This window comes from Streptomyces clavuligerus (assembly GCF_005519465.1).
Classification (GTDB): Bacteria; Actinomycetota; Actinomycetes; order Streptomycetales; family Streptomycetaceae; genus Streptomyces; species Streptomyces clavuligerus.
On sequence record NZ_CP027859.1, the window covers coordinates 1,081,439 to 1,105,730 of the forward strand.

Annotated in this window: 19 protein-coding genes and 1 pseudogene; 11 read left to right on the forward strand and 9 right to left on the reverse strand. The window is 72.0% G+C overall.

Annotated features, from left to right (window positions below):
• Nucleotides 1–322 precede the first annotated feature (322 nt).
• Nucleotides 323–1,066, reverse strand: a complete 744-nt coding sequence (gene aztA / locus CRV15_RS32960; protein ID WP_003952947.1) for a zinc ABC transporter ATP-binding protein AztA — start codon at nucleotides 1,064–1,066, stop codon at nucleotides 323–325.
• A gap of 15 nt (nucleotides 1,067–1,081) precedes the next feature.
• On the opposite strand from aztA, the gene aztB reads away from it, so the two are divergent.
• The 4 genes from aztB (at nucleotide 1,082) to aztD (ending at nucleotide 5,767) form a co-directional block, all read left to right on the forward strand.
• Nucleotides 1,082–2,017, forward strand: coding sequence for a zinc ABC transporter permease AztB (aztB, locus tag CRV15_RS32965; protein ID WP_003952948.1), 936 nt, complete (start codon nucleotides 1,082–1,084; stop codon nucleotides 2,015–2,017).
• Nucleotides 2,018–2,034: 17 nt separating this feature from the next.
• On the forward strand, nucleotides 2,035–3,396 hold the full coding sequence (locus CRV15_RS32970) for a hypothetical protein (protein WP_003952949.1): 1,362 nt from the start codon (nucleotides 2,035–2,037) through the stop codon (nucleotides 3,394–3,396).
• Nucleotides 3,393–4,409, forward strand: a complete 1,017-nt coding sequence (gene aztC, locus CRV15_RS32975; protein ID WP_003963403.1) for a zinc ABC transporter substrate-binding protein AztC — start codon at nucleotides 3,393–3,395, stop codon at nucleotides 4,407–4,409. Before CRV15_RS32970 ends, aztC begins: the two co-directional genes overlap by 4 nt.
• 146 nt (nucleotides 4,410–4,555) lie before the next feature.
• A complete protein-coding gene (gene aztD, locus CRV15_RS32980; RefSeq protein WP_009999412.1) occupies nucleotides 4,556–5,767 on the forward strand; it encodes a zinc metallochaperone AztD in 1,212 nt (403 codons plus the stop codon).
• 89 nt (nucleotides 5,768–5,856) lie between these two features.
• Here aztD and CRV15_RS32985 read toward each other — a convergent pair whose 3' ends face one another.
• Nucleotides 5,857–6,084: a hypothetical protein gene (locus tag CRV15_RS32985; protein WP_003963405.1), complete on the reverse strand. Its 228-nt coding sequence runs from the start codon at nucleotides 6,082–6,084 to the stop codon at nucleotides 5,857–5,859.
• 141 nt (nucleotides 6,085–6,225) lie between these two features.
• Here CRV15_RS32985 and CRV15_RS32990 point away from each other — a divergent pair.
• Nucleotides 6,226–9,269: pseudogene (locus CRV15_RS32990) on the forward strand (Tn3 family transposase).
• Between the two features lie 38 nt (nucleotides 9,270–9,307).
• On the opposite strand, the gene CRV15_RS32995 reads toward CRV15_RS32990, so the two are convergent.
• From CRV15_RS32995 to CRV15_RS33000, 3 genes are all read right to left on the reverse strand, one after another.
• The gene (locus CRV15_RS32995; protein WP_231631715.1) at nucleotides 9,308–9,541 is read right to left on the reverse strand and encodes a hypothetical protein; all 234 of its coding nucleotides are present in this window, start codon (nucleotides 9,539–9,541) and stop codon (nucleotides 9,308–9,310) included.
• 62 nt (nucleotides 9,542–9,603) lie between these two features.
• On the reverse strand, nucleotides 9,604–9,750 hold the full coding sequence (locus CRV15_RS36170; RefSeq protein ID WP_003952955.1) for a hypothetical protein: 147 nt from the start codon (nucleotides 9,748–9,750) through the stop codon (nucleotides 9,604–9,606).
• On the reverse strand, nucleotides 9,747–10,301 hold the full coding sequence (locus CRV15_RS33000) for a recombinase family protein (RefSeq protein ID WP_003952956.1): 555 nt from the start codon (nucleotides 10,299–10,301) through the stop codon (nucleotides 9,747–9,749). Before CRV15_RS33000 ends, CRV15_RS36170 begins: the two co-directional genes overlap by 4 nt.
• Nucleotides 10,302–10,397: 96 nt before the next feature.
• Between CRV15_RS33000 and CRV15_RS33005 the strand changes: the two genes are divergently transcribed.
• Both CRV15_RS33005 and CRV15_RS33010 read left to right on the forward strand, forming a co-directional pair.
• On the forward strand, nucleotides 10,398–11,018 hold the full coding sequence (locus tag CRV15_RS33005; RefSeq protein WP_003952958.1) for an RNA polymerase sigma factor: 621 nt from the start codon (nucleotides 10,398–10,400) through the stop codon (nucleotides 11,016–11,018).
• On the forward strand, nucleotides 11,015–12,148 hold the full coding sequence (locus CRV15_RS33010) for a CU044_5270 family protein (protein WP_003952959.1): 1,134 nt from the start codon (nucleotides 11,015–11,017) through the stop codon (nucleotides 12,146–12,148). Before CRV15_RS33005 ends, CRV15_RS33010 begins: the two co-directional genes overlap by 4 nt.
• Nucleotides 12,149–12,702: 554 nt before the next feature.
• On the opposite strand, the gene CRV15_RS33015 is transcribed toward CRV15_RS33010, so the two are convergent.
• The 4 genes from CRV15_RS33015 to CRV15_RS33030 form a co-directional block, all read right to left on the reverse strand.
• A complete protein-coding gene (locus tag CRV15_RS33015) occupies nucleotides 12,703–13,374 on the reverse strand; it encodes a hypothetical protein (RefSeq protein WP_003952961.1) in 672 nt (223 codons plus the stop codon).
• Nucleotides 13,375–13,552: 178 nt separating this feature from the next.
• A complete protein-coding gene (locus CRV15_RS33020) occupies nucleotides 13,553–14,530 on the reverse strand; it encodes a site-specific integrase (protein ID WP_003952962.1) in 978 nt (325 codons plus the stop codon).
• 110 nt (nucleotides 14,531–14,640) lie between these two features.
• Nucleotides 14,641–17,970 carry a cell envelope integrity protein TolA gene (locus tag CRV15_RS33025; RefSeq protein WP_003952964.1) on the reverse strand — a complete coding sequence of 1,110 codons (3,330 nt, stop codon included), beginning with the start codon at nucleotides 17,968–17,970 and terminating at the stop codon, nucleotides 14,641–14,643.
• Nucleotides 17,971–18,858: 888 nt separating this feature from the next.
• Entirely contained in the window at nucleotides 18,859–20,391 is a 1,533-nt protein-coding gene (locus CRV15_RS33030; protein ID WP_003952965.1) for an MFS transporter, read from the reverse strand.
• 410 nt (nucleotides 20,392–20,801) lie between these two features.
• Between CRV15_RS33030 and CRV15_RS33035 the strand changes: the two genes are divergently transcribed.
• The 4 genes from CRV15_RS33035 to CRV15_RS33050 all read left to right on the forward strand — a co-directional run bounded on the left by CRV15_RS33035 (nucleotide 20,802) and on the right by CRV15_RS33050 (nucleotide 24,284).
• Nucleotides 20,802–21,152 (forward strand): hypothetical protein, encoded by a 351-nt coding sequence (locus tag CRV15_RS33035; protein ID WP_003952966.1) that lies wholly within the window; start codon nucleotides 20,802–20,804, stop codon nucleotides 21,150–21,152.
• Nucleotides 21,153–21,389: 237 nt separating this feature from the next.
• The gene (locus CRV15_RS33040) at nucleotides 21,390–21,980 is read left to right on the forward strand and encodes a carbonic anhydrase (RefSeq protein WP_003952967.1); all 591 of its coding nucleotides are present in this window, start codon (nucleotides 21,390–21,392) and stop codon (nucleotides 21,978–21,980) included.
• Nucleotides 21,981–22,060: 80 nt separating this feature from the next.
• On the forward strand, nucleotides 22,061–23,542 hold the full coding sequence (locus CRV15_RS33045) for a SulP family inorganic anion transporter (protein ID WP_003952968.1): 1,482 nt from the start codon (nucleotides 22,061–22,063) through the stop codon (nucleotides 23,540–23,542).
• Between the two features lie 136 nt (nucleotides 23,543–23,678).
• Nucleotides 23,679–24,284: a short chain dehydrogenase gene (locus CRV15_RS33050; RefSeq protein WP_003952970.1), complete on the forward strand. Its 606-nt coding sequence runs from the start codon at nucleotides 23,679–23,681 to the stop codon at nucleotides 24,282–24,284.
• Nucleotides 24,285–24,292 lie beyond the last annotated feature (8 nt).

The window sequence follows — 24,292 nt, forward strand, 5'->3', positions numbered from 1 at the left end:
CCGTGGGCCGACGGTTTTCGACAGCCCGGATCATGACACTCCGTGACCAGGCATCACCAGAATGAGAACTGGACAAAAACGCTTCTGTGTCCACTCGGCCGACGATGGCCTGTATGTGTATGTCATGCCCTGCCGCCGCCCTGGTACGGCATCGCCCCACCGGTGTGCGGGCGTACCGGTGGGGCGCGCGGGGTTGGTGCGCGCCGCCGTCGCCGTGGGCGGGGAACCGGTGGATGCCTCCGGCCGGTGGGGAGCGGCGCGGCCCGTGTCCCGAACGGGGCCGCACGCGGGGTCCCGCACGGGTATCGATCCCGCGCGGGTCTCACACGGGCTGCCACATCCGGGCGACCGCCTCGGGGGTGAGCAGTTCCCCGGGGTGCCCCTGCCCGGTCAGGCGCCCCTCGCACAGCACCAGGCAGGCGTCGGCCGAGCGCGCGGCGTCCAGGTCGTGAGTGGCCTGGACGACGGTCACGCCGTCGGTGACCAGCTCGGTCAGCAGGGCCGCTATGCGCGCCCTGGCCTCGGGGTCGAGTCCCGTGGTCGGTTCGTCCAGCAGGAGGAGGTCCGACTCCTGGGCCAGCCCCTGGGCGATCAGGGCCCGCTGCCGCTGCCCGCCGGACACCTCGCCGAGCTGGCGCGGGGCGAGGTCGGCGATGCCCAGCCGTTCCATGATCGAGTCCACCGCCGCGCGGTCGTGCCGGGTGAGCCGGCGCCAGGGGCCGCGGATGCCCCACCGGCCCATCTCCACGGTCTGCCGCACCGTCAGGGGAAGCGTGTCGCCGACGGCGCCGCGCTGGGGGACGAAGGCGGGCGGCCGGTGGCCCGCGCTGTGCAGCTCGCCCGCTGTGGGCCGGATCACTCCGGCCAGAACGCCGAGCAGGGTGGACTTTCCGCTGCCGTTGGGGCCGACCAGCGCCGTGGCGGCCAACGCCGGTATCTCTGCGTCGAGTTGGTGGAGCACCGGTCGGCCCGGGTAGCCCGCGGACAGCCCCGAGAGCCGGATGCGGAAGGCCGGGCCGTCATCGGCGGCGGATGGGGAGAAGTGTGTTTTGAACATGATTTTCATTGTAGTGTGCTCGTCATGGAGTGGTTGACAGGCCCTTTCGAGGTGGCCTTTGTGCAACGGGCCCTGTGGGGCGGAGTACTGGTGTCGGCGATCTGCGCCCTGGCGGGAACCTGGGTGGTGCTGCGGGGGATGGCCTTCCTCGGGGACGCGATGTCGCACGGACTGCTGCCCGGAGTCGCGATCGCCGCGCTCCTGGGTGGGAATCTGCTGGTGGGGGCGGTGGTGAGCGCGGCCGTCATGACGGCGGGAGTGACCGTGCTCGGCCGCGGGCCACGGCTGTCCCAGGACACCCGGATCGGTCTGCTCTTCGTCGGAATGCTGTCGCTCGGTGTCATCGTCGTCTCGCGGTCGCAGTCCTTCGCGGTGGACCTCACCGGAATCCTCTTCGGCGACGTCCTCGCCGTCCGGGAACAGGATCTGTTCCTGCTGGGCGTGGCCCTGCTGGTGGCGCTGGCCGTGTCGCTCCTCGGACACCGGGCCTTCCTCGCCCTGACGTTCGACCCGCGCAAGGCGGCGACACTCGGCCTCCGCCCCCGCCTGGCCCACGCGGCGCTGCTGGGGCTGCTCGCCCTGGCCATCGTCGCCTCCTTCCACATCGTGGGAACACTGCTGGTCCTGGGCCTGCTCATCGCACCGCCCGCGGCGGCGCTGCCCTGGGCGCGCGGGGTACGGGGGGTGATGGCGCTCGCGGCGGCAATCGGAATGACCGCCACCTTCCTCGGTCTGCTGCTGTCCTGGCATCTGAGCACCGCCGCCGGGGCGACCGTCTCGGCGCTCGCGGTGGGCCTGTTCTTCCTCTCCCACCTGGCATCCGGCATCCGCGGGCGCCGACGTGCCCGCCGGTCCGCCCACGGTCGCGCTCCGGGCACCCCGGCGGCGGGCGTCGCTTCCCTGTCCGGCCCCGGACCCCGCCCCGGCGCCGCCGCCACCGGCCGACCGCGCGACCACTGACCGAAAGAGAGCGGAGCATGGTGTCCTTGCTTGTTCGAAGAAACGTCCACTCTGCGGCGCCGGATACCGGCCCCGGGGCACTGAACGCCACCGCCTGGGCGTCGGCCGCCGCACTCACCGCCCTCACCCTGCTCACCACGGGCTGCACCGGGCAGGACGGCGAGACCTCCGGCGCGAAGCCGGGCCCCCCGGCCTCCGCCGCCCCGCACGGATACGTCGAAGGGGCGCAGGAGGCGGCCGAGCCACAGCCCCGGCTGATGCTCAACGACCCCGGCACCGGCGACACCCGGGTCCTCGACCTGGTCACCGGGAAGGTGCACCGGGCACCCCGGTCCGACGGCGCCACCGCCCTCGGCACGGACGGCCGGTTCGGCTATCTCCACTCCGCCGACGGCCTGCACGCCCTCGACAGCGGCGCCTGGACGGTGGACCACGGCGACCACGCGCACTACTACCGCGCGGCCATCCGCGACCTCGGCCGTCTGCCCGGCGGAGCGGGCGCCCGATATGTCCGCGGCGACGCCGCCGTGACCGCCGTGACCGGAGCCGACGGCCGGGCCTCCGTCCACCGCCGCACCGAGCTGGAGAAGCTGGAGAAGACCGGGACCGGACAGCGGAAGAACGCGGACACGGCTGCCCGGCCACTCGCACTCACCGGAGTGCACCGGGCCGCCGTCGTCCCCTACGCAGACCATCTGCTGACCCTCGACGACGACGGGACCGGGACACCGAAGGTCGCGGTGTACGACCGTGCGGGCAAGCGCGCCGAGGCCCCGGACGCGCCGTGCGCCGACCCCAGGGGCGACGCCGTCACCCGGCGCGGTGTCGTGTTCGGATGCGCCGATGGTGCCTTGCTGATCCAGCGGGCCACGAAGGACGGGAAAGGCGACAAGGGCGGGAGTGGGGGAGGGTTCACTGCCGTGCGGATTCCGTACCGTACCGAAGTGCCCACGGCGGAACGGGCCGTCTCCTTCCGGCACCGGCCGGGGAGCGACACGCTCACGGCGCCCTCCGGGGACCGGGCCGTCTGGGCGCTGGACGTCGGCGCGCGCACCTGGACCCGGGTGCGGACCGGGCCCGTCGTCGCCGTCAACACCGCGGGCGAGGGCTCGCCGCTCCTCGTCCTCCAGAACGACGGAGCCCTGCACGGCTACGACATCGCCACCGGCGCACGGGTGTCCAGGACGGAGCGGCTGCTGACCGGCGCCCCGGACGGCGGCGGCACCGGCCCCGTCGTCGAGGTCGACCGCAGCCGGGCCTATGTCAACGACCCGGCGGGCAGCCGTGTCCACGAGATCGACTACAACGACCGCCTGCGTCTCGCCCGTACCCTCGACGTCGGCATGAAGCCCGTCCTGATGGTGGAGACGGGCCGATGAACAAGCCGCCGATACCGATACCGATGCGGCCGGGTGCGCGGCTGCGCCGCCTGCGCTGGCGCCTGCTGTCCGCGCTGCTCACCCTCGTCCTGGCCGCCACCGCCACCGCCTGCGCGGGCGGCGACGAGGACCGGCCCCGGGTCGTAGTGACGACCAATATCCTCGGCGATGTCACTCGGGAGATCGTCGGCGACCAGGCCGAGGTCACGGTGCTGATGAAACCCAACGCCGACCCGCACTCCTTCGGCCTGTCGGCCGTGCAGGCCGCCGAGCTGGAACGCGCCGACCTCGTGGTCTTCAACGGACTGGGGCTGGAGGAGAACGTCCTGCGGCACGTGGACGCCGCGCGGTCGTCCGGCGTCGAGACCTTCGAGGTCGGCGAGGCGGTCGGCCCGCTCACCTTCCGGGCGCCCGACGACGGCGGCCCCGGCGCGGCGGCCGGACGGCCCGACCCGCACTTCTGGACCGACCCGGACCGGGTGCGCAAGGCCGCCCGGCTCATCGCCGACCGGGTCGTCGAGAACGTGGCCGGTGTGGACGAGAAGGCGGTCCGGGCCAACGCCGCCCGGTACGACGGGCGGCTCGCCGACCTCACCACCTGGATGGAGAAGTCCTTCGGCCGCATACCGGAGCACCAGCGCGCACTGGTCACCAACCACCATGTCTTCGGCTATCTCGCCGAACGCTTCGGCTTCCGGGTCATCGGCGCGGTCGTCCCCAGCGGCACCACGCTGGCCTCGCCCAGCTCGTCCGATCTGCGCTCGCTCACCGAGGCCGTGCGCGAGGCCGGGGTACGGACGGTGTTCGCCGACTCCTCGCAGCCCAAGCGGCTGGCCGAGGTGCTGCGCGCGGAACTGGGCGGCCGGGTGGGCGTCATGGAACTGCACTCCGAGTCCTTGAGCGAGAAGGGCAAGGGCGCGGGCACCTATCTGGAGATGATGCGCGCCAACGCGACCGCCATCACCGCCGGTCTGACCGGCGGCCCCACACCCCCCGCCCCGGCGGACGGCTGACCCGGCGCGCCACTGAGGCGCCGCCCCCGCCGCCCCGTACCCCCGCCGTCCAGCGGCCCGTACGGCACCCGGCACCCGACATCTGTACACCCATATGTCTCTCCACCCGCCATATGTCTTCACCCGACCACAGAGGAACACATACAGTGATCACATCGATACGCACCAGTACCGCCGTCGGAGCGGCCCTCGCCCTCACGGTCTCCCTGGCCCTCACCGCCTGCGCGGGAGAGGACGGCTCCCCGTCCGACGACGGAGCGGCCGGGGCGTCCGCGGCGGCCAGGACCGCCGGAGCGGCGGACGTCAAGGACCCGCTCGTCGCCACCTTCGACGGCGGCCTGTACATCCTGGACGGCAAGAGCCTGAAGCGCGCCGCGACGATCGGACTGCCCGGCTTCAACCGGGTCAACCCCGCGGGCGACGACTCCCATGTCTTCGTCTCCACCAGCACCGGCTTCCGGCTCCTGGACGCCCGCCGCACGGCGTTCACCGACATCGCCTACGAGGGCGCGAAGCCCGGGCACGTCGTACGGCACGCGGGCAGGACGGTCCTGTTCAGCGATGGCACCGGCGAGGTCAACGCCTTCGACCCCGCCCTCCTCGCGGGCGGCGAGAAGCCCCGGGGCCGCACCTACACCGCCGCCGAGCCGCACCATGGCGTCGCTGTCGAGCTGAGCAATGGCGAACTCCTCACCACTCTCGGCACCGAGGAGAAGCGCACCGGCGCCATCGTCCTGGACAAGGCCAACAAGGAACGTGCACGCAGCGAGAACTGCCCCGGTGTCCACGGGGAGGCCGCCGCCCAGGGCGAAGCCGTCGCCGTCGGCTGCGAGGACGGCGTCCTGATCTACAAGGACGGCGAGTTCACCAAGGTCGACGCACCCGACACCTACGGCCGTATCGGCAACCAGGCGGGCAGCGACAAGTCCCCGGTCCTCCTGGGCGACTACAAGACCGACCCGGACGCCGAGCTGGAACGGCCCACCCGGATCTCCCTGATCGACACCAGGACCGCCCGGCTGCGCCTGGTCGACCTGGGCACCAGCTACTCCTTCCGCTCGCTGGGCCGCGGACCCCACGGCGAGGCGCTCGTCCTCGGCACCGACGGCGCCCTCCGCGTCATCGACCCGGCCACGGGCAAGGTCGAGAAGAAGATCCCGGTCGTGGACGCCTGGCAGGAACCGCTCGACTGGCAGCAGGCCCGCCCCGCCCTCTTCGTCCGCGGCCACACCGCGTATGTCTCCGAGCCGGGCAAGCGCGCCCTGCACGCCGTCGACCTCGCATCGGGCGACAGGACCGCGTCGGTGACACTGCCGAAGGCCACGAACGAACTCTCCGGGGCCGTCGCCGGGCACTGACCCCGGCGGCCGGAGGACGAGAAGGCCCGCCCTGTGTCCGGAAGGTGTTCCGGACACAGGGCGGGCCTGTGGACCGTATGACGTGAACGTCAGCGGGTGACCGCGGCGGTCGGCCCGCTGGTCGCGGTGCCGTTGTCGTGGCCGGTGCGCAGGGCGGTCACCCTGACGGTGATCCTCTTGCCGCGCTCGGCGGACTTCAGGGTCAGCGCCGACGCCGTCGCCCCCGCGATCGTCCTCCCGTCCGCGTACCACTGGTACCGGTACGAGGACGGCGCGGGCGACCACGCCCCCGGCGCGGCCGTCAGCTTCCGGCCCACCTTCGCCGTACCCGGGGTCGAGGAACATCGGAACGGAAACCGGCGCTAAGCCGGTCCGGCCTCTGAGAGGGCTTTGACCTGGGGTTCTGTGGGGGATGAACCTTCGGCAGTCGTTGTTGATCGACTGTTTGGAGGTCCGGGGTGCCGATCGAGTTTCTGACGGATGAGCAGGCTGCCGCGTACGCGGCGTATCGCGGGGCGCCGTCCCGTACGGAGCTGGAGAGGTTCTTCTTCCTGGACGACGCGGACCGGGAGCTGATCGAGTCCAAGAGGCGGGCGCACAACCGCCTGGGGTTCGCGGCCCAGCTCACGACCGCGCGGTATCTCGGGGTGTTCCTGGACGACCCGGCCGACGTACCGCCGGAGGTCGTGGACTACCTGGCCGAGCAGCTGGACATCGGGGACCCGTCGGTTCTCAAGGCGTACGGCGAGCGGGAGAACACCCGGCTGGAGCACGTACGCGAGCTGCGGCAGATGCTGGAGTACCGGGAGTTCGCAGAGGCGGAGGGCGAGCTGCGGGAGTGGGTGGACGCGCGGGCCTGGACGACGGGCGAGGGGCCGAAGGCGTTGTTCGACGCGGCGGTGGGGTGGCTGCGCGAGCGGCGGGTGCTGCTGCCGGGGGTGACGACGCTGACGCGGCTGGTGGCCTCGGTGCGGGAGGCGGCGAACCAGCGGCTGTGGGACACCCTGTACGGGATGCTCGGGGTGGGGCAGCGGGCGGTGCTGGACTCGCTGCTGACCGTGCCGCCCGGTGAGCGGGTCTCGGAGCTGGACCGGCTGCGCCGGGGGCCGGTGCGGGTCTCGGGCCCGCAGATGAAGCGGGCCCTGGAGCGGGCGGAGGAGATCGCCGCACTGGGGATGGGCGCCGTGGACGTGTCGGGGATACCGCCCTGGCGTCTGGCGGAGCTGTCGCGGTACCGGGTGGACGGGAAGGCGTCGCTGCTGCGCCGGCACTCCGATGCCCGCCGGCTGGCGACGCTGCTGGCCACCACCGTCTACCTGACCTCGCGGGCGGTGGACGACGCACTGGACCTGCTGGAGGTCTTGATCGCGACGAAGCTGCTGGCGAGGGCGGAGCGGGAGAGCGCGAAGGAGAAGCTGAAGACGCTGCCGCGGGTGGAGCGGGCGTCGGCGAAGCTGGCGACCGCGTTCCAGGTCGTGTTCGACACCACCAGCGAGCAGGTCGACACCGACACCGGGGAGATCACTCGGCCGAAGGTGGAGAGCCTGGACGCGATGTGGGCGGCGATCGAGCAGGTGGTGCCCCGCCACGAGCTGGCCGCGGCGATCGCCGCGCTGTTCGAGCTGACCCCGCCCCTGGACTCCGACGCGGACGAGGCATGGCGGGCCGGTTCGGTACCGTGCGGCCGTTCCTCAAGCTGCTGATCACCGTGGTGGACTTCGACGCCACCCCGGAGGGCGAGCCGGTGCTGGGCGCACTCTTGTCGCTGCCGGAGCTGATGGGCCGCAAGAAGGTCGGCCCCGCCGAGATCGACACCGGCCTGCTCACCGGCTCCTGGCGGCGCCTGGTCCTGTCCGCCCCGCACCTGGAACCAGGGACGGTGGACTGGAAGGCGTACACGTTCTGCGTGCTGGAGCAGCTGCACCGGATGCTGCGCAGCAAGCAGGTCTTCGCCCGCAACTCCTCCAAGTGGGGCGACCCGCGGGCGAAGCTCCTGACCGGTGAGGCGTGGCAGCAGGCCCGCCCGACCGTGCTCGCCTCCCTGAACCTGCCCGGGGAGGCGGGCGCCCACCTGGCGGCGCGGGCGGCGCTGCTGGACGGCACCTACCGGGAGGTCGCCGCCCGCGTCCCGGACAACGCGCAGATCGTCTTCGACGACGACGGCCGCCTGCACTTCGCCGCCCTGGAGCCGGAGCCCGAACCGGCCTCCCTGCTCAACCTGCGGGCGGCGGTGAACGCGATGCTGCCCCGGGTGGACCTGCCTGAGGCGCTGCTGGAGGTGATGTCCTGGACCGGCGCCGACCAGGCGTTCACCTCGGTCACCGGCGGCGAGGCGAGGCTGAAGGACCTGCACGTCACGATCGGCGGGCTGCTGGTCGCCCACGGCTGCAACGTCGGCTACACCCCGGTGATGGGCGGCGCGGACGCCCTGAAGTACAGCCGGTTGTCCCACGTGGACCAGACGTACCTGCGGCTGGCGACCTACCGGGCGGCGAACGCGGCCCTCATCGAGCACCAGGCGTCCATCCCGCTCGCCCAGGCGTGGGGCGGGGGCCTCGTGGCCTCGGTCGACGGGATGAGGTTCGTCGTCCCCGTCCCCAGCGTGTACGCGCGGCCGAACCCGAAGTACTTCGGCCGCCGGGGCGGCGCCACGTGGCTGAACATGATCAACGACCAGGCGGCGGGGCTGGGCGGGAAGGTCGTGGCCGGCACCCCACGCGACTCCCTGTACGTGCTGGACGTCCTCTACGACCGCGACGGCGGCCGCCGTCCGGAGATGATCGTCACCGACACCGCCTCCTACAGCGACATCGTGTTCGGGCTGCTGACCCTGGCCGGGTTCGCCTACGCCCCCCAGCTCGCCGACCTGCCGGACCAGAAGATGTGGCGCATCGACCGCACCGCCGACTACGGGGCCTTCCAGGACGCGGCCCGCGGCCGGGTCGACCTGGCCCGCATCGAGCGGCACTGGGAGGACATCCTGCGGATCATCGGCTCCATCCACACCGGAGCCGTCCGCGCCTACGACGTCATCCGGATGCTGTCGCGCGACGGGCGGCCCACCCCGCTCGGGGACGCGATCGCGCACTACGGGCGGATCGCGAAGACCCTGCACATCCTGCGCCTGGCCGACGAGCCCGGCTACCGCCGCCAGATCAAGGTGCAGGCCAACCTCCAGGAAGGCCGCCACGCCCTCGCCCGGAAGATCTTCCACGGGCGATCCGGGCAGCTCTACCAGCGCTACCAGGACGGCATGGAGGACCAGATCGGCGCCCTCGGCCTGGTCCTCAACGCGATGGTCCTGTTCACCACCCGGTACATGGACGCCGCCGTCACCCGGCTCCGAGCGGACGGCTTCGACGTCCGCGACGAGGACGTCGCCCGCCTCTCGCCGTTCGTCCGCCACCACATCAACGTGCTGGGCCGGTACTCCTTCCAGCTCCCCGACCTGCCCGGCGGGCTGCGGCCCCTGCGCGACAAGCACGCCGCCGACGACGAGTGAGCCGTGCTCGCACCGCCGCCGGGGGCGTGGGGCGGGGGTCACTTCCCGGCAGCGCGCGAGCCCTTCGCCGCGGCGGACTGCGCGCGGGCCGGGAAACCGGTCTGCGCGGTCCGGCCGCCGGGGTTCTTCGCGCCGGCGGACTGCACCCGGGAGGCCGCCTGCGGCGTCATCGACGTACGCCGGGCGCCGGTGCCGCTGCTCCTGCCGCTGCTCTTCCCCATGCCGATCGCCTCCTCGGCCCTGAGCTCGCAGTAGCTACGGCGAAGTGACAAGTAGCTCTCTGTAGCCGATGTGACCTTCTGCGACCTGCTGAGTGCGCGGGTCGGCCGGCCGGTCAGCAATACGGGACGCCGTCCTCGTCCTCATGGACGCCGTGCTCATGGTCGTCGTCTTCGGCGAAGGTGCCGAAGGGGCCCGGCTCGCCGTGCTGGGCACCGAGCAGCAGCGCGCCGCCCTTGCGCCGCCAGTCGGAGGGGATCACCGCTCGCTCCCCGTCTCGGCCTGGGCGGGGATGGCGGCCCGGATGATCTCGGGGGTGGCGACGGTGGGCCGGCCGCCGACGTTGCCGCGGGCGCGGGCGGCGTCCAGGCCTTCGCGGGTGCCGGAGACGATCAGCTCGCGGATGAACTCGGCGAGGGCGGCGAAGACGTGGAAGACGAGCCGGCCGCCCGGGGTGGTGGTGTCCAGGCGCTCGTTGAGCGAGGAGAAGCCGATCTCGCGCTGGCGGAGTTCGCCGACCATGTTGACCAGGTCCTTCAGTGAGCGGCCGTAGCGGTCGAGTGCGGGCACCACCAGGGTGTCGCCGCGCTGCAGGAAGGCGTGGCAGGCCTTGAGCTCGGGGCGCAGGTCGTCCTTGGCGGACTTCTTGTCGGCGAAGATGCGCCGGCAGCCGGTGGCGGTGAGGGCATCGATCTGGCGGTCGAGCTTCTGTCCGCCGGTGGAGACCCGGGCGTAGCCGATGAGGATCTCGGTCCGCATCGCGGGCTCGTCGGTCAGGAGTTCGAACGGGTCGGGTTCAAGTGGCACGCTCATGCCCGGAATTCTTCTTGGTGCCGTTCTGGGAACCTTGCTGGGTGTGCGGAGAGAGAAGGTGATACGGCCCGGTGCGGGCGTGAGTGAGGAGATGGGATGCGGGAGCGGATACGCGCGGGCGATCGCGAGGCGTTCGGCGAGCTCTATGAGCAGTATGCGAAGGCGGTGTACAACCATGCCTTCCGACTGACCGGCGACTGGTCGGTGGCCGAGGACGTCATGTCGGCGACGTTCCTGGACGCCTGGCGGACGAGGGAGAAGGTCGGAGAGGAGGGGGGATCGCTGCGGCCGTGGCTGCTGGGGATCGCGACGAACAAGGCGCACAACGCCAGACGCGGTGTCCGTCGGCGTTTCGCCTTCCTGGCCCGGGTGCCCGCCCCGGAGCCGGTGGAGGACTTCGCGGACGAGGCGGCCGGGCGGATCGACGACGCCCGTCGCCTGGACGCGGTTCACCGGGCGGTGAGGGGCCTGCGCCGTCAGGAGAGGGAGGTGCTGGCGCTGTGCGTGTGGTCGGGGTTGGACTACCAGCAGACCGCTGACGCGCTGGGGGTACCGGTGGGCACTGTGCGCTCACGCCTGTCGCGCGCCCGGGTCAGGCTGCGGGACCTGACCGACCGGCAACTGGCCGAGGAAAAGCGGGAACCGCGCCCGGGGCGCGGAGAGGTAGAGAGTGAGGCCGCGTTCACGGCCCTGTCCGTCCAGGAGGGAACCCGATGAACGCCACCCCGTACCGGCCCGCACAGGCCGAGCGCGAGGAGACGGCCCGGCTGCTGCCGGTCCCGGCCGAACGGGACCTGCCGCCGGGCCGCCACCTCCACCACAAGGAACTCCTCATGCGACAGATCGACCAGGACACCACCCACACCTCCCACCAGCCAGGCGGACTGCGCCGGCGCTTGGTCGACGCGGCCGCCCCCGGCCGTCCCCGGCGCCGACTGGTCCTTGGGGCGTCGCTGGCCGCGGGGGCGATGGCTGCGGTCATCGCGGTGACCGCCGTCGGTTCCAATGCCCCGACCACGGTCCCTCAGGCGGCCAGTGCTCCGGACAGCTCGGTCAGCGAGCGCGGGCCCGGCGGCGCGTCACCCCAGGCCGTCCAGCTGCTGACCCGCATCGCCGCCGTCGCCGCCAGCACCTCTGCCCCGCAGGTCCGTGACGACCAGTACATTTACATCGCCAGCCAGGTCTACGGCGCGAGCAAGAAGATCGGCGCCGACGGCGACGGTGCCAAGGCCCAGTACAACGACGACGGCACCGGGACCACCCACCCCCGACAGGCATGGTTCTCCGTCAACGGCAGCCGCGACGGTCTCCTCACCGGGCCCCTCAACCCGGGCTTCCGGCCCGGTGAGGGAGGCGTCAACCTCGGCAAGAACACCAAGCCCTCCCTCCAGCTGCCGACCTACACGTACCTGGCCTCCCTGCCCACCGACCCCGACGCCCTGCTGACAGCCGTCTACGCCCAGAACACCGGCGTGGACAAGAACCTCAACCCCGACCAGGAAGCGTTCCAGACGATCGGCGACGCGCTGCGCGAGTCCCTGATGCCCCCGCAGATCGGGGCGGCGCTCTACAAGGCCGCGGCCAAGATCCCCGGGGTGAACGTCGTGGACGACGCCGTGGACGCGTCCGGCCGGCACGGCGTGGCCGTCAGCCAGGACCACGGCAACCAGCGCACCGAATGGATCTTCGACAAGGACAAACTCACCTACCTCGGCGAGCGGACCGTCCTCATCAACGACGACAGCGCCGGTGGCAAAGCCGGACGCATCCTCGTCAGCACCGCCGTGACCGAACGCGCCGTCGTCGACAAGGCCGGCCAGAAGCCTTCTCCTGGTACAGCCACCTGACCTTCGACACCGGTCCCGGTGCCCGCCCGCCCAGCAAAGTGGCAGGCGGGCACCGGGACCGGTTCTTCCTCAACAGACCACAGACCTGCCCGGGAACACTCACGTGACGCTCCTTCCGAACCGCACAACCGACCGGCCGCAACCCGCCGGGCCGGGCGCCGTGACCCGTCATCGACGCGCAGAGAGGTCCGGGCGCAGCGCGCTGCGAGAACTTCAGCAGCAGCGCGAACCCGAGGCGGTTCGCCCCGGACTTGTTCCGCAGCCGCCCCATGTCCTCTTCAAGCAGCGTCCAGACGGAGATCAGCTCCTCGGCTCCCACTCCTGCCGCACGACCAGGGCCCTTCCCTTCTGCATCGACCAATCCGACGTGATCAAGATGCCGACGACCGACCGGGCCGGGACGGGAACACCGAAACCCGGGACAACACGCCGTCACATCGGCCACAGAGAGCTGCTTGTCACTTCGCCGTAGCTATGCGAGCGCAGGGCCTCCTCTTCCAGCATGGGCAGCACCGCTCCCGGCCGCCACCGGGGCCCGGAGCAGGCCGCGACGGTCAGTGCGGGGTGTGGCAGTTGGGATCGGTGCAGGCCCCGGCCAGAGCGAGGGTGCGGTCCTGGGGCGGGGAGCCCAGCCACTCGGCGCGCATCGCCTGGAGCCGGTCCAGGTCCGTGGACAGCTCGGGGACCTGTGTCCGCAGTTCGTCGGTCCACTGCCGGGTGAGGGCCTGCCCGTTGACGTACAGCTCCCCGTCCCGGCCGCCGACGGCGAACAGCACGCCGCCGCGCGGGGCCGGGATCACCATCGCGCCGACCGGCTCGGCGACCTTGTCCTGGCGCACCAGCACCGCGGTGGCGGCCTGCGCCTCGGCCAGGGCCTCCTCGTCCAGCGCCGGCATCGGGTCGGGCCCGCGCGGCGGAGCGAGCGGCATCACGCCGTCCTCGGGCGCTCCCGCGAGGCCGCGGCCGGCGAGCTGGTTGTTCTCGTAGAAGGTGACCATCGGCGCCAACAGCGGCATCTGCTCCCGCAGCCGCTCGGCCACTGAAGGCGTCAGCCGCTCGCCGTTGACCAGCACCTGCCCGCTGCGGCCCTCCGCCACGGACAGCACCCCGACGTCGGGGGCGAAGTGGTACTTCGTCTCCGCGCCGTCCGCCATCAGCCCCGCGTCGATCGCCCGGTCCCAGGCGGCCGCGACCCGGACGAACTCCGCCCGGAAGATCGGCGGCACCCCGTCCAGGCCGAGGCCGTCCTTGCGCCGGCGCTTGTCCCGCCGGGCCTGCTTGGCGCGCTTGGCGTCCCGTCCCGCCGCTGTCCTCCTTCTGCACGGCCCCCGCCACCGGACAACGAGCAGGCGGGGCAGCGGGTAGCGCGTTCTCGCCCGGACAGCCGGACGCGGGGCCGTCCGGTCAGCGGCGTGCGTCGCCGGGTGCGAGGAGGCTGGTCAGCTCGGAGATCGCCTCGTGGGAGGGCTTGAAGTAGCGGCGGACGTTCTCCGGCTTCTTGTGCCGGGACTTCGCCATCAGCATCAGCAGGGAGGCGCCTTGCACACCGAGTTCGGTCAGTCCCGAGTGGCGGTACTCGTGCAGGTCCCAGCCGGTTCCCGGCCCGCGTACGGCGGTGTGCTCATCGAGGAGGGCGCGGGCCTGGCCGTAGGAGAGGCGGGCCATGCCGGTGTCCGGGCACACGTCGCGCGGGCTGACGGCCTTCCCCGGGCCGGGGCGGCGGTGGGTGACGAAGACCGGGCCCCGGGTGCGGCCCTTGAGCAGCCGGGGCAGGAGCCGGGTGGTGCCCGCGTCCCAGTAGACGGTCTCCAGCACGAAGTCCTCCCGGGCCTGCCCGCGCCGGCGGGCCTTGCTCCGGGCGCCCTTGGCCTTGACCGGGCAGCGGCGGGCGGCGAGGTCCAGGTCCTCGATGTTCACGCCGAGGATCTCCTCCGCGCGGGCGCAGGTCTCGTAGAGCATCCGCCACAGCGTCTTCTCCCGCAGATGGACCTCACGGCGGGCGATGAGCCGGTCCACGGCCATCTTCGAGCGGGCCGGGGTCTCCGAGTCCGGCACGGCCAGCCGTTTCGTCCAGGCCGGGACGGAAGGACTGTCGTAGCCATGCTCCGCGCACCAGCCCAGCCAGGACAGCACCGCCGCCCGGCGGGCGTTCCAGGTGTTGACCGCCGCGGTGCCCCACAGCAGTTCCAGGGCCTCGCCGATCTCGTCGTCCGCGACCGACCCCAGCGGGCGGGTCTCCCCGATCCGCTCGGCGGTCTTGCCGACCCCGGTCGAGTAGCTGCGGACGGTGTTCGGGTTCCGGAGCGAGTCGAGGAAGGCGTCGGCCGCCGCGCGGACGGTCAACACCTTCCCGGCCGACAGTTGCACGACGGTGGGCGCCACTTCCCCCTTGCCACGGATAACAGGGCCGCTTTACGTACGGCCCGGAGAACGTCACCGCAGGTGACGAACCAAGATCCCCCAGATAATAGGGCGTTATCTGTGGAACGACTTCACGGCCGCCCCGGCGCCGACGGTCTGTCAGCGCCCACCAGCGGCGATCGAGGCTTAGCGCCGGTTTTCGTTCCGATGTTCCTCAGCCCCCTACCCGACACCACCGGTGTCTTCGACGCCTTCGGCGCCACACCCTTCCCGACGGTCACCGCCGCCGACGACACTGCCTTGCTCACCGGAGCACCGGTGCGGTGCGCGGTGACCGCCACACCCACCCGCTTCCCCAGCAGCGCCGCCGGGACCGTGTACGCCGAGCCGGTCGCCCCCGCGATCGGCTGCCCGTCCGCACGCCACTGGTACGAGAACGACGACGGAACGGGCGACCACACCCCCGGCCGCGCGGTGAGCCGCGCGCCCACGCGGGCCGTGCCACCGACCGAGGGGGCCTTGGTGTTCACCGACGCCTGCGGTGCCGTCACGGTGAACGGCCGCATGCCGAACTCCATGCCGTGGGCGAGGACGCTCATGCTCCACGCGCCCACGGGGACACCCGTCAGATCGAGCAGCGCGGTGAGCGTCCTGCGGTCCGGGGCGACCGAGACCGTCGTCGACTCGACCGTCCTCCCGCGCGCGGACAGCCGTATCCGGTCGCTCTCGCGCAGGGCGCCGCCGGAGATCTGCACCGTGACCTTGGAATCACTTGCTCCGGTCAGTGGGGCGACACCGGTGACGGTGGGGGCGTCACTGCCGCACGGGGCGTACGAGCAGTCCAGGCGGACCCGGTAGGACGTCGTGGACGCCTCCTCCGGCAGCCCCAGGACCAGGAGGGTCGGCTCGGGCGTCCGACGCGTTCCGGAACCGTTCACCGCGCACTCGTAGCCACTGGGGAAGAATCTCGTGCAACTGCTGGCCAGAGCGGTGTTGTAGAGCGCGGGTACCGTGGTCGCGGTCCCGCCCGCCGTGTCCTCGATGTCGAACCGGAAGCGGTCGCCGACCGCTGTGGGCAGCGCGGCGCAGTACGCGGTGCGGCGCTCGTCCAGCACACCGGTGACGGGCCCGTAGCCGTAGCTGACATTGGGCACCGTGACGCACTCGGGCGCGGGCTTGTTCCCGCTGCGGATGCGCAGCGCGTCATAGCGGTAGGTGTCCGGCTTCTGTTTGCCCGCCGGGACGCTCAGGACCACCTGGTACGTGGTGGAGCCGGTGGCGGCGCAGGCGGCGAGGCGGCTCCAGCCGCAGTCGACCCATGAGCCGTCCGCGCGGAACACCCTCTGGAGGAGGGCCTGCTGCGCGTCGCGGACATTGAGGTACAGCGCGTCCTCGGCGCTGCCCGTGCCGACCTGGCGGCACACCATCGAGCCCCGCTCGGCGGGCACACCACCGGTGGAGGGGCCGCCGACCGCGGTCACCGGGGCGGCGGCGCAGCCCTTGGCCGAGCCGGTGATGTCGCGCCGGGTGACGGTGAACGCCGCGGGCTCGTCCCGCCCGCCGAACAGCACGGTGTACGCGGTGCCGGGGGCGAGAGCGCAGGAGGCCCAGGTGCCGCCGTAGGCGCTGTCGATCGAACAGACCTCCGTGCCGTTGGGGCGTATCACCGTCAGATCGGCCCGGTTGGGGGTCCCGGTCAGGGTCCTGAGCTGGATGATCTCGCCCGCGCTGTGGTCCGCCGCCGGGATGGCCAGGCACTCGGCGAAGGAGCCGCCCCCGGTGCGGATCGGCACGGAAGGACTCCGGTCGGTGAAGTCACCGGCGGGCAGCACCCGGCAGCCGGCGGGGTCGTCCGTGCGGATCAGGGAGAGCGAGTAGGCCAGGGTGGGCTCGTCGTCGGACGCGTCCTCGGCGGAGACGATCGCACGGAACGGCGCCTTCCCGGTCAGCTTGCAGGTGCCGTTCCGGAGGTTCGTCCAGTCGCACACATAGCCGCCGTCGGCGGTGAAGACCATGGTGTCGGTCCTCAGCTCGTCCGCCGCGTACGACTCGTTGACCGCGATCGACGCGCCCTCGGGGAACGGCAGGGTCAGACAGTCGGCGGAGGCGGGCGCCGCCAGCGAGCCCCGCGGCGTCCCGGCGGCGACAGGCTCGCAGCCGCTGTCGGACGCCCGGTTCAGGACCAGCGTGTCCGCGCCGGTGTGCAGGGTGTACGTGGTGCCGGGCGTCAGCGCGCACGGCTGCCGGTACGGCTCGCAGACGGTCCTCCCGTCGCCGTCGTACACCCGCACCTTGGTGCGGGAGGCGCCGCTCACGGCGTACAGCTCGTGGTGGCCTGCGGCGGTGGCGGTGAAGATCTTGCAGCCGACGCCCGGGTCACCGGGGGTGGGAGCGGAGCCGTAGCTGTTGACGGGGACGGTCGCACAGCCCTCCGGCTGCGAGAGCCGGTGGATTCCCATGCGGTACGCGGCGGGGAAGCCGCCCTCCGACTTTGTGACCCGGGCGATGAACCGGTAGGGGCCGGTCCCGGGCAGGACGCACCCCTGGTTGTCGTCGCCGTCGTTCAGGTCGACGGGGCAGATGTTCCTTCCGCTGTCGTCGGTGATCCAGCCGTCGCCCCAGCCGTATCGCTCGGTCCTCACCTCGGTGACGATCCGCTCGCCCGGCCGGGCCGTGAACGGCTGGCAGATCAGGGCCAGCGGAGACGGCGAGGAGCCCGCCGCCGGGGGTGTGCCCAGTGCGGTCCCCACCGTGGGGAGGCAGCCCGCGGTGCCCGCGCCCACCGGGACGACCGTGGTCAGGAACTCCTGTTCGTCCCAATCCCGGTTGACGATCCGCAGGGTGAACGCGCCCGTCCGGGGCAGGTCGCACCAGCCGTTGTCGCCCCAGGCCGTGCCGTCCGAGCAGTTCAGCGCGGTCTCGCCGTCGAAGACCTGGAGATGGCCGAGACCGGGGGCGCCGCCCAGCAGGACCCGGTGCATCCCGGCGCGCTCGGCGGTGAAGACGAAGCAGGCGTTGCCGTAGCCGGGCACGCTCACCCGGCCGACGGCGGAGCCGGGGTCGCCGAAGGAGGCGAGGGGAAGCGCGGCGCACTCCGCGGGAGCGGGCACCCCTTCGGCCTCCGCCCGCGCCAGCGCCTTCGCCCCGGACTCCTTGAGCCGGGCGGCACGCTCCTGCGCGGCCTTCCGCCGCTTCCCGTCGGCCTTCCCGGCCTGCTGCTCCTTCTTCTGCTCGGCCTGCTTCTTCTCGCCCCTCGCCCTGGCCTCCGGATCGGCGTCCGTGGGCACCGCGGTCCGGCCCGACGGACCCGAGGACTCCGGGACGGGGACGGGGGCGGCCCCGGCCGCGTACGCGGTGCCCGCCGTCGCCAACGGCAGCAGCAGGGAGACCAGAACGGACAGAGCGAGCAGAAGCGCGGTGTACGCCGCGGGTCTCGCGGCCGTACCCGGTTGACGGAACATCGATTCCCCCAGGAATACATATCGACGAAACACATATCGACGGAGCTGAGTTGGGACGAGCGGAGACGTCCGAACGCGCTCGCGGGGCAGCGGGCCGCCGCGGCGCACATCTGTGCGAGGCGTGAGAGCTGTCGTGATAGTCCCACAGGGGTACGACAGTCGGGCAGACATATCCCGCGATACGCGCGCTGACCGGCGCGGCGGTCGATGTGCCGCTCTTCGGGCGGGAGGGGTGCCGGTCCGCCGGGGCTGATGCCCGCTCGTCGTCCGGGCCGGTCTTCGGCGGGGCGCTCCCCATAGGAGTGACCGACAGTGTACGGAAGTTGACGGACTGTCGGTCGAGGTGGCTGCCGCGGGGTAGGGTGCTGACTGCGCCTCGCGGCGCGCCTCCCCTCATGGAATCAGTCCGGGCCCCTTCCCCTCGGGGCCCGGCCCGAGTCCGAAGAAAGGGTCGTCGTCCGGGATATCGGCGGCCGATTCTGAGGGGAGGCGCCCATGGGGCGTCGCGGAAAGCCGAAGCCGACTCTGCGGCAGCGCGTCGAGGACCTGCTGGTCCGTATGGCGTGGAAGCTGGGGAGGTGGTTCAAGGGCTGACCTGAGCCTCCACATACGAGGCTCAGGCCGAGGCCCTCGGTTTGACGCGGGGCCCCTGTCCTGGAAATCCCGTCCAGGGCGGGGGCCCTCTCCCCTGGGGGAGGTGGTTCAAGGGCTGACCTGAGCCTCGCTATATGAGGCTCAGGCCGAGGCCCTCGGTTTGACGCGGGGCTCCCGTTCTGGATATCCGGTCCAGAGCAAGGCCCTCACTCAAGGTACACGGCTACCCGCGCCGATGGCGACACGAACGCCGGGTGACACGTCCGCCGTTGACACATCCGGCGGCCGGGTCGGTCAGTGCGCGTTCTCGGTGGGGCGGATGCCCCGGGGAATCCACGCCCACACGGCCGCCGCCGCGGCCAGCGCCAGGACGCCGCCCAGGGCGAACGCGGGCGTCATACCGTGGGTGAAGGCCCGGGCCACCTGCTCCAGGAGGGAGGCGCCGTCCGTGCCGCCGAGTTCCTGGGCGATATACGCGGCCTCGCCCACCGAGTCCCGCGCCGCCTCGGGGACGGAGGCCGGCAGATCGCTCCGGTACAGGGCTCCGGCCAGCGAGCCGAGAGAGGCCACACCCAGCGCGGCCCCGAGTTCGTAACAGGTCTCCTCGATCGCGGCGGCGCCGCTGACGTGCTCCGTGGGGGTCGCGGCCATCAGCGTCACCGAGGCCACCGTCATCGCCACCCCGGAGCCGAGGCCGATCAGCGCCAGCGCGGTCGCCACGACCGGGTAGCCCAGGTGTCCGTCACCGTCCTGGGCCAGCCAGGGCAGGGCGAGCCCGGCGGCCATCGCCACCAGACCCGTTCCCATGACATGCCGGATCGGCAGGGTCCGCATCAGCGCCGGGGCGAGCAGCGAGGCGACCATCAGGGCCAGTGGCGCGGGCAGTACCCGCAGGCCCGCCTGGAGCGGCGAGTAGCCCTGGGCGTACTGGAACCACTGGGTGAGCAGGAACAGCACGGCGCCGAGCGCGATCATGCCCAGGAAGAGCGCCAGGGCCGAGACGCTGAAGGCGCGGCTGGTGAACAGGCGCACCTGGAGCAGCGGGTGGGCCAGCCGGAGCTGACGGCGGACGAACAGGGTCAGCACCACGGCGGCGATCGCCAGCAGCAGCCACGGCAGGGGAGTGTTCAGCCCGCTCTTGCCGAGCTGCTTGATACCGGCGGCCAGGGCGATCATGCCGACGACGGACTGGACGACACCGGTCCAGTCCCAGCGCTCGGCGCTCGGCGCGAACGACTCCGGCAGCAGCCAGGCGCCGAATCCGATCACGGCCAGTGCGATGGGGATGTTCAGCAGGAACGCGGAGGTCCAGCCGTGGTTCTCCACCAGGAGCCCGCCCACGACCGGCCCCAGTGCCATGCCGCCGCCCATGACGGCGGCCCATACCGCGTACGCGAACGCCCGCTCACGGGCGTCGGTGAAGACATGCCGGAGGATCGACAGTGTGGCGGGCATGATCGCGGCGCCGCCGACGCCGAGCAGCGCCCGGGCGGCGATCACATGCCATGCCTCGGTGGCGAACACCGCGCCGAGCGAGGCCGCGGCGAACAGCGCGAAGCCGGACAGCAGCAGCCGTTTGCGGCCCCATCGGTCACCCAGGGCACCCGCCGTGACCAGCAGTCCGGACAGGGCCAGCGCATAGGCGTCGATGATCCACAGCTGTTCGACGGACCCCGGCTGGAGATCGGCGACCAGGGAGGGGAACGCGACGTTGAGGATCGTGGTGTCCATGGCGATCAGCAGCAGGCTGCCGGAGAGGATCGTGAGGACGATCCAGCGGCGCGCGTGGACACGGTCCGCGTCCGGGATTGCGGCGGGGCGGTACATGGAGGGCTCCCAAAGAAGACGCGAATGATACGTGCATGTCTGAGGTGAGACATCAATGTATCATTTTTCGCCGAGTGCACAGCAGGGGTCCTGATGGGTTGGCCGTGCTTCCGGTCAAACCCAACCGGTGAACCTCAGCCGGGGCGCAGCCGTGGGAGTGGGCGCGGGGCACTCGTTCCTCAAGGTCGGGCAGGCGCACGCCGTGCTTTTTGGCCAGATGAACGGGCGTAATGAACTGATATGACCTGTCTGGGGTAATGACTCGCGCCTTGCCGCGGCTGGTCATCGACCACAGCATGGGCCAACCCGCATGCGTTCCCCCGAAGCACCGGCCATCAGGGAGCGTCCGTGCCGTCCGCGCCCAGCGCGTATGACGTCGGGCGACCTGGAATCGAAAGAAGGTCACAGCGATGCGCAAGATGAAGAAGGGTGCCGCGGCACTGGCCACCGGTCTGCTGGCCCTGTCCGGCGGAATGGCTCTGCTGAGCCCCGCCACGGCCTCCGCCGCCCCGGCCACGCCCACCGCCACGCCCGCCGCCGCACCCGCCGCGGCGAAGGGGCGCTGCACCACCAAGGGCTGGGAGTGGGTCCACGGCAACCGGGTCTACGCCACCTGTCTGGACACCATGGTGAACGTCCGGGTGTTCTGTTCCAACGGTGGCAACTACCAGAGCAACCCGGCCTGGAAGCGCGAGAACAACGAGGTCAGCTGCCCCTCGGGGACCAACGTCCTCTCCTACACGACCGCCTACCGCAGCTGACCCCTCTCCGGGGGACGCCGCTGCCGGCGTCCCCCGGACCGCACCACCGCGGCGGCCCCGCTCCGAACGGGGCCGACATGTATATGCGCCGCTGGCACGACCTCCCCCTGAAGGCACATGTGATCGGAGCGACAGGAACCATCGGCAACGCGGACGCGGATGCGCTGACAGCCCCCGCCACCCGCCCTAGACAGCAGGACGCGACCCTCGTCACGGGCCGCGTCAGGAGGTACCGACGTGCAGACCTTCATTGATCATGCTCGTTCCTTCGGCCGTTCGGCAGGCCGCTCGGAGGAGCTGGCCGCCCTCGCGCGGGGCCAGGCCCCGCAGGCTCTCTTCATCACATGCTCGGACTCCCGGGTGATCCCCTCGCTGATCACGGGCGCCCGTCCGGGGGAGCTGTTCGAGCTGCGGACGGCGGGCAGTATCGTTCCTCCTTACGCTCCGGGCCGTCCGTCGGCGGAGGCCGCGACGGTGGAGTACGCCGTCGATGTGCTCGGTGTGCGTGACATCGTGGTGTGCGGTCATTCCCACTGCGGCGCGGTGGGTGCGCTGGTGCGCGGGGACGACCTGACAGCGGTGCCGGCGGTGCGGGAGTGGCTGGCGCACGCGGCCGACGGACCGGGTTCGCCGGGTGGGCCGGGTGGTGGGGACGACCCTGCGGTGGAGCGGGCGGTGCAGCACCATGTGCTGACGCAGGTGCTGCGGCTGCGCTCGTACCCGTGCGTCGAACGGCACGAGGTGCGGCTGCACGGCTGGTACTACGAGGTCCACACCGGAACCGTGCTCGCCCACCAGGGCGGCAGCGACATGTTCGAGGCGCTGTGAGCAGCGGCGTGAAAGACCCGCAGTCGGCACCCCGTCCCTCGGAGTCCGCACCCCGTTCCTCCGGGAGGGCGTGGGGGCGGTTGGCGGTGCCGCGTGAGGATGTCGGGGCCTCGTTGGTGGTGTTCCTGGTGGCGCTGCCGTTGTGTGTGGGGGTCGCGGTCGCGTCGGGTGTTCCGGCGGAGCTGGGTCTGATCACGGGGATCGTGGGCGGTCTGGTCACGGGGCTGCTGCCGGGTTCCACGCTCCAGGTCTCCGGCCCCGCCGCCGGGCTGACGGTCCTGGTCTTCGAGGCGGTGCAGGCCCACGGGCTGCCGATGCTCGGGGTGATCGTCCTCGCGGCCGGGCTGCTCCAGCTGCTCATGGGCGCCCTGCGGCTGGGCCGCTGGTTCCGCGCGACCTCGGTCGCGGTCGTGGAGGGCATGCTCGCGGGCATCGGACTCGTCATCATCGCCGGACAGCTCTACGCACTGTCCGGCCAACAGGCCCCCGCCTCCGGCCTGGGCAAACTCGCCGGACTGCCGCAGGCCGCCGCCGGTGCCCTGGCCTCGCCGCAGGCGGTGGCGTCCCTGGCCCTGGGCGTGGGAACCCTGCTGATCCTGACGGGCTGGAAACGGCTGCCCGGCCGTCTGCGCGCGATACCTGCCGCGCTCGGCGCGGTGGTGCTGGCGACAGCCGCCTCCTACCTGCTGTCCCTGCCGGTGGCGACGGTGGAGATCCAGGGGCTGCTGGACGCCGTCCACCTGCCCGGCGCGGATACGTTCGGCGGGCTGCTGAGCGTCGGGGTCATCGGGACCGTGCTCGCCTTCACCCTGATCGCCTCCGCCGAGAGCCTGTTCTCCGCCGCCGCCGTCGACCGCCTCCACGACGGCCCGCGCACCCGCTACGACCAGGAACTCATGGCCCAGGGCGCGGGCAACACCGTCTGCGGCCTCCTCGGCGCCCTGCCCATGACCGCCGTCATCGTCCGCAGCTCCGCCAACGTCCAAGCAGGCGCCAAAACCCGCGCCTCCCGCGTCCTCCACGGCATCTGGCTCCTCCTCTTCGCCGCGGTCCTCCCCGCCGCCCTGGCCCTGATCCCCCTGCCCGCCCTCGCAGCCGTCCTCGTCCACGCCGGCTGGAAACTCCTGCCCCTGCGACAATTCGTGTCCATGTGGCGCGAACACCGGGGCGAGGCACTGATCCTGCTGGCCACCGCGGTCTCGATCGTCGCGGTCAACATGTTCGAAGGCGTCCTCATCGGACTCGCCCTCTCGGTGGTCAAGACCGCATGGGAGGCATCCGCGGTGAAGCTGCGCGTCCTGGACCCCGCACCCGGTGAGGACGACCAGCCCGACGCCCAGGCCCCGATCCGGGTCCAGCTCAGCGGCAACGCCACCTTCCTGCGACTCCCCAAGATCCTGGACAGCCTGGAAGCCCTCCCCCCGGGCCACCCGGTCGAACTCGACCTCACCCGCCTCCACCACGTCGACCACGCCTGCCGCGTCGCCCTCCACAACTGGGCCACAGGCCACACCGCCCCCCACGACCCACCCGTACACGTCAAACAACCCGTACTCACCTGACGGCCCCACCACCCCGCACCGAACACCCGGCCCCGCCCCCCGGCCCACCGACCATGGCCAAGGGGGCGGGGCCCACCCGCGCCGTCACCACCCGAACGGGGCTGCCGTGTGGGGGTGTTGCTGACATGATCTCCCCATGAAGGTATTGGTGATCGGAGCGACAGGAACCATCGGCAACGCGGTCGCGGACGCGTTGGCAGCCGCGTCCCACGATGTCGTCCGGGCCTCGCGCGGCGGGCCCGTCACGGCGGACCTCGACGATCCGGCCACCCTCGACGCGTTGTTCGACGAGGTCACCGACCTCGACGCGGTGGTGTGCTGTGCCGCGAGCGGACCGCTCGTGGAACTGGCGACGGTGACGGACGACGCGTTCGCGGCCGGGCTGCGGGCCAAGCTGCTGGGCCAGACGGCACTGGCCCGGCGGGCCGCGCGCCACCTCCGGGACGGCGGCTCCATCACCCTCACCGGCGGAACGTTCTCCGCCCCGCTCACCGGCGGATCGCTGGGGGCGCTGATCAACGCCGGCCTTGAGGGCTTCGTCCGCAACGCCGCCGCCGAACTGCCGCGCGGGCTGCGCATCAACGTCGTCAGCCCCGGCTGGGTCAGGGAGACCCTGGAGCACCTGGGCGCGGACGGGGCCGACGGCACCCCCGCGTCCGAGGTGGCACGGGCCTATGTGGAGGTCGTCGAGGGCACCGCCCAGGGCCGGACCATCCGCCCCGCGGGGCCTCGCCCCCGGTAATCGAGTCG

Coding starts and splice junctions, on each gene's coding strand:
- aztA (WP_003952947.1), bottom strand. CDS start 1,066: ATGAAAATCATGTTCAAAACACACTTCTCCCCATCCGCCGCCGATGAC.
- aztB (WP_003952948.1), top strand. CDS start 1,082: ATGGAGTGGTTGACAGGCCCTTTCGAGGTGGCCTTTGTGCAACGGGCC.
- CRV15_RS32970 (WP_003952949.1), top strand. CDS start 2,035: ATGGTGTCCTTGCTTGTTCGAAGAAACGTCCACTCTGCGGCGCCGGAT.
- aztC (WP_003963403.1), top strand. CDS start 3,393: ATGAACAAGCCGCCGATACCGATACCGATGCGGCCGGGTGCGCGGCTG.
- CRV15_RS33000 (WP_003952956.1), bottom strand. CDS start 10,301: ATGAGCGTGCCACTTGAACCCGACCCGTTCGAACTCCTGACCGACGAG.
- CRV15_RS33005 (WP_003952958.1), top strand. CDS start 10,398: ATGCGGGAGCGGATACGCGCGGGCGATCGCGAGGCGTTCGGCGAGCTC.
- CRV15_RS33010 (WP_003952959.1), top strand. CDS start 11,015: ATGAACGCCACCCCGTACCGGCCCGCACAGGCCGAGCGCGAGGAGACG.
- CRV15_RS33025 (WP_003952964.1), bottom strand. CDS start 17,970: ATGTTCCGTCAACCGGGTACGGCCGCGAGACCCGCGGCGTACACCGCG.
- CRV15_RS33030 (WP_003952965.1), bottom strand. CDS start 20,391: ATGTACCGCCCCGCCGCAATCCCGGACGCGGACCGTGTCCACGCGCGC.
- CRV15_RS33035 (WP_003952966.1), top strand. CDS start 20,802: ATGCGCAAGATGAAGAAGGGTGCCGCGGCACTGGCCACCGGTCTGCTG.
- CRV15_RS33050 (WP_003952970.1), top strand. CDS start 23,679: ATGAAGGTATTGGTGATCGGAGCGACAGGAACCATCGGCAACGCGGTC.